The organism is Cupriavidus sp. 8B, from assembly GCF_054589115.1.
In genome coordinates this window covers 1-11,490 of sequence record NZ_BAAILO010000429.1, presented here as the reverse complement: position 1 = coordinate 11,490, position 11,490 = coordinate 1, and the positions used below count along the sequence as shown (strand labels likewise).

Here is an 11,490-nt window from a genome sequence, read left to right as displayed (position 1 = left end):
ACGGCGAGGGTCTTGGCAGAAGCCTTGAACGTGGCCTGACGCACGTCAGCCGGCGGACCATCCATGGCATGCTGAACCCCTAGTAAGGGTTCGGTATGCCATTTTGATCGCGTCTTCGACGCATCGAGCCACCGTCGGGCAAATCCAGACCCATCCATCGCATTCGCGGGACGCCTCCCGCGAAGTGGGAGCGCTCCGCATATCGGAGACCCCTATGCTTCATTCCACACTATCTGTGCCGCAGCCCGTTCCTGCGCGACGTCCCAAAGTCGCCCGCATCGATACGTCCGGACTCAGCGTCGAGCAAGTCGAGACCCAGCTTTACACCATGCTGCGCGGCATGGAGCTTGAGCCCGAATGGATTACCGCCACCAATCGCTATCGCGACGATGAGCGCATCCACGGTTTGCGTGCGGCCTCGCCGTGGCCGGAACTTGGCGCCCGCGATCGCATTGCTGTTTCCGTCTTCCGAGGATTGTCGGAGGGCTGGACCGTGAACGTCGATCAGATCCATCTCACGCAGGATGCCTCCGGTCCGCACTGGGCGGTACGGAAACTGCTCTGCGCGAAGGTATTCGGTCGTGATCTGGCGTTCTCGATCGCCCGGGTGATTTCGGAAGCCCTGGACCTAGTCTGAGGTGGTAGGGCGCCCAAGGGGGGCGCCGGGCCTCCCCATGCAAGAGCGCTTGCGGAAACGTATGACCGCTTCGGCAAACGCTTTTGATCGCGTCTTCGACGCATCGAACCGCGTCTGGCCTGTCCAGACCTTACCCATTGCGGGACACCGTCCCGCTGGGGATGGCTGTCCCGTTTCACCAGAGACTGCCATGAAGATCCCCAAATCCTTTACCCAACCGCACGCCCCCGGCAATGCCACAGCCTGCGCCTCCCTCAAACGTGATGCCTCCCGTGTCATCCGCCGTCTGGCGAATGACCTTGGGTTGCGCCCCTGTGAATTCACCGTCCGCGAACGCCGTCAGCGCCGCCAGCAAGCCGATGTCTATGCCCTGCATACCGATACGCTGTACGTGCAGATTGCCCACGCACCGCAGCAATCCGCTGCCCGCATGAGCTTTCGCACGTGCCGCGGCCGCGACGACTATACCGGTGGCCGCGAGAATGCGGTTTGCCTACAGTCGATCGGCTCGCCCGAAGGCTACGCCTCGCTCGTAGCCACGCTACGCGTGGTCGCGGGCCGGCGCGGTTGAGGGGACTGACCATGACACGCATTGCCAAGGTCATCCTCAAATCCACCAGCGGCGACGAGTACTCGTGCTCGGTACACTATGAGCCAGACGCCGACGTTGTCACACTACCGGTGCGCCTGGACAACCTCGTCGATGCCTCCATTGCGATGGGGGAGCGTCACGTCCTTTTGCTGCTGGAAGACGGCTATCAGTTTCCGCTGGTGCGCATGGAACCTGCGGTCTACAACGTGGATCGTTCCAAGGCGGCCAAACGGGGCTGGATGGACGAAGCAAGGATGGCCGTTGCGGCTCCGACCAAGGACCAACGGTTGCAGTATGGTCGCTTCGCTCACACGCTCTCCGCTGCCGCAATCCTTGGCCTGGCTGGCTACCTTACCAGCCGGCCGGGATGGAACCTGACCGCTGTCGCAAATGGCGCAAGCCTGTTCGGCATCGCCGTTGTATTATTCGCTGTAGGAGCAGTCCTCTCGAAAGGAGAAAAGTGATGTTTGGTCCTCCTCTTTTGGTTCTTGCGTTGCTGTTTTCTGCCTACTTGCTGTGGGCAGACCGTAACGGGCGTCGCGTCCATAAGGACTGAGCGCCAAGCCACTGTCTTATTTCGCCCGGCAATCCCGGGCCATCAAACTGACGCACCTCTCGAGAGGTGCGTAATGAGATGGTCACCCCCCACCCTACGAGCGGGTTACGCTTCTAGGGTGTTTTCTTTGGGAGAGGCCATCATGGAACACGTGACTCTGGTTGGGATCGATCTCGGTAAGCATTCGTTTCACCTGCATGGCCAGGATAAAGCCGGCAAAGCAGTATTTCGAAAGAAGGTGAATCGTAAGCAACTAATCGAGTTCTTCGCTACTCTGCGTACTTGCACTGTGATCATGGAGGCCTGCGCAGGCGCCCATCACATGGCTCGCAAGCTGGTCTCGTTAGGCCATCAAGTCAAGCTCATCTCTCCCCAATTCGTTCGGCCCTTCGTCAAGAGCAACAAGAACGATTTTGTCGATGCGGAAGCAATCTGCGAGGCTGCGTCGCGTCCATCCATGCGGTTTTGTGACACCCAAAACTGAGTCGCAGCAGACGCTCTCTGCGTTGCACCGCGTCCGTGAATCGTTGGTGCGAGATCGCGTTAAGGCCAGCAATCAGATTCACGGGTTTCTACTTGAATTTGGTGTCAGCCTTCCGGTTGGAAACGCGGTGGTTAAGCGATTGCCCGCCGTGCTGGCAGAGCAAACACTGCCGCCACGTCTGGTAGAAATACGTGAGCGCTTACATTCCCATTTCAAGTATCTCAGCGCGCAGATCGTTGAGATTGAAAAGGAGATGGCCCAGCAGCTGGCTGACGACGATCTGGGTCAGCGCCTGTTGACGATCCCAGGTGTTGGGCCGATTACCGCGAGCGTGCTTGCAGCCGAGATGGGCGATGGCAAACAATATGGATGTAGTCGGGACTTTGCCGCCTCAATTGGACTTGTGCCCCGCCAATACAGTACGGGCGGGAAGGCCAATCTGCTTGGGATAAGCAAGCGCGGTGACAAAAACATACGGCGCTTGCTGGTGCAATGTGCTCGAGCGTACATGCAGAGACTCGACAAGCAAGCTGGCCCTGTGGCCGAGTGGGTTCGCGCGATGCTGATGCGGCGTCATTCGAATGTTGTTGCCTGCGCGCTAGCCAACAAGTTTGCGCGCATCGCGTGGGCGCTTGCCAACCGCCACACTAGCTTCGAAGCGAGATCTGTTCCAATGTCTGCCTGAGTGGCTGATCCCTCTTCTCTGCTTTACCGTAGTCCACCTACCTGGTTTTGCGATCGCTGAAAACTGATGACGTGAACGGCACACCGGCCTGACGAGCATCCCGGCAAAAAAGACGGCATTCGATGCCGAGTGCGTTTTTGGGATCGTCAGGCGCGACTCTTATCGTGGCGCGGGGAGCAATCCCCACAACGACGCCGGATAGATTTAAGCAAGCCACCGACCTTCATCGACGATCAGCCTTGCAAAAAGGGGGGTGACCATAGATTTTTTTTCGTCTACCACGCGGGGCGCGTCCCTGCGGGGCAGCTCCATAACCTCCGGAGTTACCCCAACCATGATCGACCGCATCTACGGCGCTGGCCTGGCCAGCCACCCTCCCGGTGTTCGCCTTAACGTCCAGTTGTATTCGACCAACTATCGCGCCGCGCTCACCCTCAGGTGCGCGGATGACGGGATGCCGTATGGCTCGCTGACCACCAACCTGCCCGAAGTCGAGCTGGCCAGTGACGAGTTTGTCGTCTCTGCTGGCTGGAACCTGCCACGGGATTTGGCAGCCCGCTTCCTGGAAGCCGGCTTGTTCGCCGAGGCTCGCCACGTTCCCTACGGTGACGGCTTCGCTTCAGTCTGGCGGATCGTGTCACAAGAATTGCTCGATGCCATCACAACCGCGCGAACGGAGGCCACGGCACGGCCCCGCCGCCGAGTCGCCGCTTGAATCGACGCATCCCAGTTTTCCTCTCTCACCCACACGGGGCAATGCCCCCATGTGGGGCTTGCTTCGTGCTTAGGAGCAAGTCTGATGTACGTAATTACCTTTGACACGGGGCGGGTTGAATCGCGCACCACACTGGCCGGTGTGCTGGCCTTCTTCAACTGCAACGACGACCTGCGCCGATGCACACCGGTGGAGTCCGTGCGACTACGCCATATCGCCCGCGGCGACATCCCCCTCATCCGGCTGGCAAGGGGCAACTTTGCTGTCCGGCCCAGCGGTTCCATGCGCGAGATCCTCGACACCATCATCGGTGAAGTGGACCGGTTCATCCTTCGCCCGGACGGGAAAGTGCTTAGGCCTTTCGAGGTCAGTCGCGACGCCTGGGAAGCAGCAGTGGCCGCTGGTCGTCTTGGCTATTTCCCGGAGGAGGCTCTGGCGCCGGAGTGCCGTGACCAGGGCACGCTGTTTGCGGATCCCGATGCAGCATTCGTCGACCCCGCCTGCTATGTGGAGCAGCAATTTCGTGCTCGCTTCGGCTTCGGTACGAACGGGCCCGAGTACTCACCCGGCGCCGGCATCAATTCGCGCCACGAGGTCCATGTCGCATACGCACTGCAACGAGGCGAGAAAGTTCGCGATTGCGTCCTCAATGCCTATCGCGACAGCCCGGACATTGGCAAGTACGATCTGCTTTGGCTAAAGGATCTGATTGCCGTGCCGGCCCTACGCGGAGCGCTGCCAGCCGACAAGCTGCAGGCGCTTTGCGGGGTCATGCGGCATGACAACCTGGCGATCACTGCTCACAATGCCGCCCGCCTGATTGCACTGGTTAACCCGCTGCCGGCCGACCGCGCCCGAGTCGCTGTGGATGACGCGCTGTTCGCAGCCGGAATCGTCCCTCCGCCTTCGATGCCGACCATCGCCCCGCCCACCGGGGAGGACGCGGCACCGGTCTCTCCGCTTGCTGCACGCTTGCATTCCCTCATCGCCCGGCATCGCTATGCGGAGAGGGCTGCGCGCGCGCAAGAAGAGCAGGCTAAGGGAACGTTGACTCAGCGCATGCTTCAGCGTGAACTTCGCCTTGCCACGGTCGAGCGGGACACCACGAGCTATTCGTGGCCTAACCGCCTGGCGCTCGCGGTCATGGAGCGCAACGTGGCGCAGCTGCTTGAAGCGCTGGACAGTCCAAGCGATCAGAACGCACTATCCAAGCGGGCCATCCGCGAGGAGCTGGGCGTGGTATTGACCGGTGTGCCGGCGGCTACGCGTCGACGGCGGATCTTTGAGCTGTGCGGCTTCTCCGAGGCCGAGCAGCGTCAATGGGACATCGAGGCAGCGGCCGCGCAGACTGCGCTTCGCCAAGCCCGCGATGTTGAGAGCGCCCGCGAGCAAGCGGAGGCTGCATGTTGGCGCTTGCCGGAAGGGCGGGTTCTGAACGGCCGCGAATACGTGGACATGTGCATTGATGAAGGCTTCCGCCAGATCAAGCACTATCCGCGCGGTAGCGCTCGAGTCTATTACATTGAAGATCCGCAGCGCCGCCTGGCGCGCAAGCTGCGAGCTAAGGATGGCACCCTCGCCTATGCACGAGCGCGGCTGGCCGAATACGAGCCAGCATTAGCGATAGCCGCGTGATTCGTTTTACCCTCCCCCGGCCGAGCGCCGGGGAAGTTTTCTCTCAAAAGCGATAGCAAATTCGTCGTCTATTGGCGTACTGCCTTCGCGTTATTGGCTGTAAGCTCGTCGTTGGAGCGTTGTTCGCACTGGTACGGATCAGTCCAAACAGCGTTTTGCCCGCGTCTCTGACGCATCGACCTCTGCCAGCCCAGCTGGCGCATTCATTGAAACTTCCCACAGGGACACCTTCCCTGTGGGTTAGGTGGCTTTGTGGGACTCACCTTTTTAGGAATCCCCATGAAAGTCAATCCTTCCCAACTGCACACCCTGCTCGCGGCCTTCATTCCCGCACGCCTGCCCGTCCTCATCACTGGGGCGCCCGGCATCGGCAAGAGCGATATCGTGGATAGCGCCGCCAAGGCTGCCCGTCACGACCTACTGATCTCCCATCCCGTGGTGGAAGATCCGACCGACTCCAAGGGCCTGCCGTTTCCGGCACCGGACGGTGCGGGTGCCAAGTTCCTGCCGTTCGGGGATCTGGCCACCGCACTGAACAGCACGCGCCCGCTGGTCTGGTTCATTGACGATCTCGGACAGGCCTCGCCGGCGGTCCAGGCCGCCAAGATGCAACTGCTGCTCGCACGGCGCATTGGCGAACACGTTCTGCCGGACCACGTCACCTTCGTGGCGGCCACCAACCGTCGCAGCGACAACGCGGCGGTGTCCAACATCCTTGATCCGTTGAAATCCCGCTTCAGCACCATCGTGGAGCTGGAACCGACGATCGAGGACTGGACGCGGTGGGCAGTCACGAACAACGTGCCGCCCGTGCTCATCGCCTTCCTGCGCTTCCGCCCCGATCTGCTGCTCTCGTCTGAGCGCAGCAAAGAGGTGGAGAACCTGCCTTCGCCGCGAGGCTGGGGGCATGTGGCGCGTCAACTGCCGCTGGTACCGCAGGGGATGGAAATCGTCGCCACGGCCGGCGCAGTGGGCGAGGGCGCCGCACTCGAGTTCGAGTCGTTCCGCCAGATCTATCGCGAGTTGCCCAGCGTGGATTCGGTGCTGGCCGCCCCGGAATCCGCCAGGATCCCTGACAAGGTGGCCGCGCAGTACGCCATCTGCTCGGCGCTCGCTGCCGTTTCCAACGAGAACAACTTCGATCGTGTGATGGTGTACGCCAATCGCCTATTCGAAGCCCATCTCGGCGAATTCGCCGTGATGCTCGCCACCGATGCAGCACGCCGCGACGCGCGGATCTGCGCGACTCCAGCGTGGATTAATGCGCAGGGCGGCAAGCTCGGTGAGTTGCTGCTCGGCAACTGATCCCTTTTTTCTTTTCTCTTCATCCCATGACGGCGAGCCACCAGGCTCGCCGTTTTTCGTTGCAGCCGTATTCATCCCATTTCCAGGAATCATCATGAACATTCAAGACATCACCAAGCGCGTTATGCTCGCCACATTCAGCACGTCGGTCTGGCGTGCGCGCCGCTTCGACACCCGCGCCACGCAGGAAGTCGAGTCCAACCACGACACCAAAGACATCGGCCGCTTCAACAAGAAGCTGCTGACCGAGGGTGCCACGTCGTACAAGGAAGTGTGCGCGGTCGCCAACCGTGCCCGCGCCTACTTCGATGCCCACAGCCTGGACTACGATCAGTTGGGCGTACGCCTGCTGCCCACCGACATGTATATGGAGGTGGCTGACCGCCAGCGCGCGTTTCAGGACGAGTTCAACGCCACGTCCGCGGTGTTTCTCGCCGACTATCCGCGCCTGAAGGAAGAGGCGCGCGCTGCGCTGAATGGCCTGTTCGACGAGGCAGACTATCCGACGCAAGCGGAACTGGCCAAGAAGTTCGGTATGCGCCTGGCAGTCCTGCCGTTTCCAGATGCGAGCCAGTTCGACATTGCGCTGCCGGCCAACGTCCTGGACGGGCTCAAGGCGGATATCGACCAGCGTGTGCTCGGGGCGGTGAAGACCGCCAACGACGACCTGGTGGGCCGCCTCTTCGAAGCCGTGCAGCACTTCGCCAACCGCCTGTACGGGGCCACGAACGTGCGGCTGGATGTTGCCGACAAGGTGCGCGAGTTGAGTGCACTGCTGCCTAAGCTGAACTTCTCCGGGGATCCGGCGCTCACGCGCATCCTGGATGAGACACGCGAGCATCTGGCCCGTCACACCGGGGCGGACCTGCGCAATTCGAACGACCTGCGCAAGCAGGTTGCCGAAAAGGCGATGGAGATTGAGGCACAGATGGCCGCGTTCATGGGTGGTCCGCCGCCGTCGCCGGCGGCGGCTGCGCCGACCTCGTCGATGTTCGAACTGCTCACAGCGTGAGGCCGGTGTGCGCGATCGAATCTCGAAGCAGCGTTCCCAGCTCATCCTTTCGCAACCGTTCTTCGGCGCGTTGTTGATGCGCCTGCGGGTGGTCGAAGATCCGTCGTGCAAGACGTTCTGGGTGGATGGCGTATCGTTGGGCTACAACCCAGCATTCGTCGCCACCCTGAGCGATCTTGAGCTACGCGGCTGTCTTGCCCACGAGGTATTGCATCCGGCCAACGGGCATTGCTGGCGCCGCGGCGTTCGCGATCCTGACCGTTGGAATCAGGCCTGCGACTATGCGATCAATCCATTGGTGCTAAACGCCGGCTTGCAGTTGCCGGCCGGCGCGCTGATCGACGGACGATTTCTCGGCAAGTCTGCAGAGGAAATCTATGCCATGTTGCGCCAGGAAGCATCGGAGCAACCGCAGTCAGAACCGCAACCGCAGCCACAGCAGGACGGCAACGGCAAGGCCGACGGCAATGATCCGTCCCAGCCTAATGGCCAGGACGGCAAAGGCAACGGCACGGCCGGGGACGCGCCGTCGCAGGCCTCGCCGGACTTTTCGCCCGGTGAGGTTCGCCAGCAGCCGCAGGCACAGCAGCAAACGCTGGCCAACGAGTGGAAGGTGGCGACGATGCAGGCAGCAAAAGCTGCGCAGATGCGTGGCAAGCTGCCCGGCGAGTTGAGTGCGATGGTGGAGTCGGCCACGCGGGCATCGGTGGACTGGCGCTCAGTGCTGCACCGCTTTGCCTTCGAGCAGACCCGGTCGGACTACAGTTGGGCCATGCCGAACCGGCGGTACACCCATATGGGCCTCTACCTGCCGGCGTTGCACGACCAGTCGGTCGGCGATGCGGTCTTTGTGCGCGACACCAGCGGTTCGGTGTTCGACGAGACGCAGCAGCAGTTCGGGGCGGAGATCGAAACGGTCTTCACCGTGCTGCAGCCGCGGCGCCTGTTCGTGCTGGACTGCGACACTCGCGTGACGCAGGTGCAGTGCTTTGAGCGGGGAGAGGCCATTGAGTTGGGTCCCATCCGAGGCGGTGGCGGCACGAGCTTCCGTGCGCCGTTCGCCTGGCTGGACGAGCAGGGAATCGCTCCGGCGTTCCTGGTCTACCTGACGGACATGCACGGGAAATTCCCGGCTGCGCCGCCGGCGTATCCCACCTTATGGGCGTCGACCACGCCGCTCCACACGATTGCTCCGCCGCCGTTCGGCGAGGCAGTGGAGGTCATCATTTAGACCAACCCCGGGCGTGTCGCCCGGGGCTATTTTTTTTGGGGGGTGGGAGACGCGAGGTCTGCTTCCGAGGCCTCCTGTGCCTTGGCCTCCGCCTCAGTCGCTGCGATCAACTCTGCTGCACTGCATCCCAATGCCCGCGCCAGCCTAAACACAATCGCCAACGTTGGCATGTGCTCACCGCGCTCGATCTTGCCGGTGTGCGATCGCTCGATACCGGCCAAATTGGCCAGCGTTTCCTGGGCAATGCCGTACGCCGTTCGGCGGGCACGCACGGCACCACCGAATGCCTGCGCCAGATGGGAATCGAAAGTGGTCGTGCCGACCGGCCGGCCGCGCTGAAGGGGTCGTTTCTGCATGGGCAGAAGCGTGGACCGGCAAATCATTATAAACCACGTTAAATTTAACTCTTACAAACGCTTGCCGATAGTCGATAGATGGCACGTCATATTTGGAGGTCACGGGCGCCGTTGGATCGGGGGAGCACCTGGGCGTGCTCAGCAAAATGGAGGAGAAATTGGAAGAGAGAAACGCATCGCCGTTGGATGTCGACCGACTGTCGCGGGAGAGACCGCTAGCCCTGCATGCCAACTGGATGCGAGCAAGAGCAACCGGCGGAACCGAGCTGGACTACGACCGGTGGCTGGAGGCGCAGCTTTCGCCGCGCGCACCCGTGGAGCGTCTATACCGGCAAGGCCAGGCAATGTTTAGGCTGCGCCACCGCAGCCAGTACGAGATTCAGGACCCCGTGCGAGGCAGACGGAATTTTCGTTGCTTGCTGGACGGCGAGTTTCCCTTTGTATCGTTTGTCGGCGCGCAGGGGTTTAGCCTGTTGTGGCTTACCGTCCCGGGCCTGTTCTCGGTCGACGAACTCGTTTCGCTGCATCAGCTGGTGCGTTAGCGGCACCCAAAGCAACAAGGCCCGGTTGCGAAACCGGGCCTTGTTCGGACTCATAAGAGATGGGAAATCATGCGCGTTTCCGCGAATAGGGTGGACTCATGTGCTCGGGGTCCCCGCTGTGTTCGCATCGGCAAGCTCTGCGGGATCGGCGGGACTTGCCGGGACCGACTCCCGCGTAAAGACGTGCGCGTCGCTCCTGGTGCCGATGGCGGCGACGCGTGAGATGCGGCTCTCCAGGTTCGCATTCAGGCCAAGCCGGATTGTGCCAGCGTAGAAGATCTCGCCCTTGACGCGGCCATTGATCAGCAGCGTGCTGCGGGCGGCCACGTCGCCCTCCACGATGCCGTCCACGATCACATGATCGCCTTCAACCTTGCCACGCACGATACCGCCGCTGCCGACATGGAGTAGTCCGGCCGACGAGGAGAGGTTGCCGTCAATCAGGCCGAGGCAGGTGATGCCGTGGTCCGCGGCCACGTCTCCGTGGATGCTCATTCCGCGATTGAGCACGCTAAAGGTGGGAGTGTCTTTCATGGTCGGTCGGCTCAGAACAGCTTTATCTCGGATGCGGCGTTTGCGCGATGTGCAGGGGGGGACTGGGGCGCGGCATTTGCCTGTGCTGGGGCCGGCTCGACCTTGCGCACGACCGGCGGGGTCGCCCGAGCCACCGGAGCCTGGCTTGGCTGAGGGCGGGACACCGGCGCAATCACTGCCGCGGGCGGCTCTGCAACTTGCTGCACCAGTTCCGCGCCCTTAGCCGGGATTTCGGCGAGTTGGGCGGCGCTGTAGCCGGCCCGGTTCATCGGTGCGGTATCAGCCGTTGCGGGACTGGACGCGGCAGCGATAGCCACCGGCGCTTGACCCAGTTCCGGCGCGTCCTGGGTGCCCTCGGCCTTGACGGGTGCCGCGGTCTCAGGCTTTGCCGCATCCGTTGTCCGCCCATGCTGCCAGTTGGCGACGGACATACCGAGGGCGCCTGCCGCCACGATGCCAATCACGATGCTGGCAATGTGGCGGGTGTTGCCGGCGCGGCCGGCCCACCGTCGGGTCGCACTCGCGGCGGCAAAGGCGGGCGGGGGCAACAGAAGGCCGGCAGGATTGTGGGACGTGGTTTGCGCCTCAATGGTGAGGGGGGCGTGCGCGAACTGCTCGTGCAGGCGCTGGATATCTCGAATGTCCACGGTGCTCCTTGGGGTTCGGAAGGGAGGGAATGGAATTGGGGCTCAGGCGGGAAGGCGGCTGCCGTCATCGGCAAACCGGTCGTTGTCCGGAATGCAGAGGGTGTGAATCGTATTGAGGCGCCGGCCTGCGATATCGAGCTGCGTATCGCGTTCTGTGCCGGAAATGGAGCGCCCGACGTGCGCGAACAGCGTGGCCGAGGCGAGCTTGTCGTACTGGCCCAGCAGGCGTAGCAGTCGCCCGGCGAGCGCATTGGGAACTTCCAGGACGACGGATTCGTAGCCGATCGAAAACTCAAGTTGATTCTTCGACGCGAGCCAATCGTTCACGCGACTGAACCAGACTTCAGCCTCTCGGAAGGCCTCATCGAGCGCCTTGACCTTGCCGCCTCGCGCGACTGAACATTTGGCCGCGCAAAAATTATAGTCATCGTGCAGGAATCGGCGCGTAAAGACCGAGGAGAAGGACACCTCAACCTTCGTCGTGGTCTCGGGCACGATGCGCGAGATGCGGTCCTCGCTGATGAGCCGCGTGATGGGCTTGAGGCCGGTGTCCGGTGCG

General features: G+C 62.2%; 13 protein-coding genes and 1 pseudogene. 10 read left to right on the top strand and 4 right to left on the bottom strand.

What is annotated here, in order from left to right; translation table 11 throughout:
• The first annotated feature begins 214 nt into the window (after nucleotides 1-214).
• The 9 genes and pseudogenes from ACYP5B_RS40800 to ACYP5B_RS40760 all read left to right on the top strand — a co-directional run bounded on the left by ACYP5B_RS40800 (nucleotide 215) and on the right by ACYP5B_RS40760 (nucleotide 8,852).
• Nucleotides 215-637 carry a hypothetical protein gene (locus ACYP5B_RS40800; protein ID WP_459573429.1) on the top strand — a complete coding sequence of 141 codons (423 nt, stop codon included), beginning with the start codon at nucleotides 215-217 and terminating at the stop codon, nucleotides 635-637.
• Between the two features lie 190 nt (nucleotides 638-827).
• The gene (locus ACYP5B_RS40795) at nucleotides 828-1,208 is read left to right on the top strand and encodes a hypothetical protein (protein WP_459573428.1); all 381 of its coding nucleotides are present in this window, start codon (nucleotides 828-830) and stop codon (nucleotides 1,206-1,208) included.
• 11 nt (nucleotides 1,209-1,219) lie between these two features.
• The gene (locus ACYP5B_RS40790) at nucleotides 1,220-1,693 is read left to right on the top strand and encodes a hypothetical protein (RefSeq protein ID WP_035859715.1); all 474 of its coding nucleotides are present in this window, start codon (nucleotides 1,220-1,222) and stop codon (nucleotides 1,691-1,693) included.
• Nucleotides 1,694-1,927: 234 nt separating this feature from the next.
• Nucleotides 1,928-2,954: pseudogene (locus ACYP5B_RS40785) on the top strand (IS110 family RNA-guided transposase).
• Between the two features lie 334 nt (nucleotides 2,955-3,288).
• Entirely contained in the window at nucleotides 3,289-3,669 is a 381-nt protein-coding gene (locus tag ACYP5B_RS40780) for a hypothetical protein (protein WP_459573427.1), read from the top strand.
• Between the two features lie 84 nt (nucleotides 3,670-3,753).
• Nucleotides 3,754-5,304: a hypothetical protein gene (locus ACYP5B_RS40775; protein WP_459573426.1), complete on the top strand. Its 1,551-nt coding sequence runs from the start codon at nucleotides 3,754-3,756 to the stop codon at nucleotides 5,302-5,304.
• A gap of 279 nt (nucleotides 5,305-5,583) precedes the next feature.
• Nucleotides 5,584-6,609: an ATP-binding protein gene (locus ACYP5B_RS40770; RefSeq protein ID WP_459573425.1), complete on the top strand. Its 1,026-nt coding sequence runs from the start codon at nucleotides 5,584-5,586 to the stop codon at nucleotides 6,607-6,609.
• Between the two features lie 94 nt (nucleotides 6,610-6,703).
• The gene (locus ACYP5B_RS40765) at nucleotides 6,704-7,621 is read left to right on the top strand and encodes a hypothetical protein (RefSeq protein WP_459573424.1); all 918 of its coding nucleotides are present in this window, start codon (nucleotides 6,704-6,706) and stop codon (nucleotides 7,619-7,621) included.
• 7 nt (nucleotides 7,622-7,628) lie between these two features.
• Nucleotides 7,629-8,852, top strand: coding sequence for a vWA domain-containing protein (locus ACYP5B_RS40760; RefSeq protein WP_459573430.1), 1,224 nt, complete (start codon nucleotides 7,629-7,631; stop codon nucleotides 8,850-8,852).
• 26 nt (nucleotides 8,853-8,878) lie between these two features.
• On the opposite strand, the gene ACYP5B_RS40755 is transcribed toward ACYP5B_RS40760, so the two are convergent.
• Nucleotides 8,879-9,208, bottom strand: coding sequence for a helix-turn-helix domain-containing protein (locus ACYP5B_RS40755; RefSeq protein ID WP_459573423.1), 330 nt, complete (start codon nucleotides 9,206-9,208; stop codon nucleotides 8,879-8,881).
• 134 nt (nucleotides 9,209-9,342) lie between these two features.
• On the opposite strand from ACYP5B_RS40755, the gene ACYP5B_RS40750 reads away from it, so the two are divergent.
• A complete protein-coding gene (locus tag ACYP5B_RS40750) occupies nucleotides 9,343-9,750 on the top strand; it encodes a hypothetical protein (RefSeq protein ID WP_459573422.1) in 408 nt (135 codons plus the stop codon).
• 96 nt (nucleotides 9,751-9,846) lie between these two features.
• On the opposite strand, the gene ACYP5B_RS40745 is transcribed toward ACYP5B_RS40750, so the two are convergent.
• The 3 genes from ACYP5B_RS40745 to ACYP5B_RS40735 all read right to left on the bottom strand — a co-directional run.
• Nucleotides 9,847-10,284: a bactofilin family protein gene (locus ACYP5B_RS40745; RefSeq protein WP_459573421.1), complete on the bottom strand. Its 438-nt coding sequence runs from the start codon at nucleotides 10,282-10,284 to the stop codon at nucleotides 9,847-9,849.
• An 11-nt stretch (nucleotides 10,285-10,295) separates the two neighbouring features.
• Entirely contained in the window at nucleotides 10,296-10,931 is a 636-nt protein-coding gene (locus tag ACYP5B_RS40740; RefSeq protein WP_459573420.1) for a hypothetical protein, read from the bottom strand.
• Nucleotides 10,932-10,973: 42 nt separating this feature from the next.
• A partial coding sequence (locus tag ACYP5B_RS40735) for a hypothetical protein (RefSeq protein ID WP_459573307.1) occupies nucleotides 10,974-11,490 on the bottom strand: 517 nt, incomplete at its 5' end.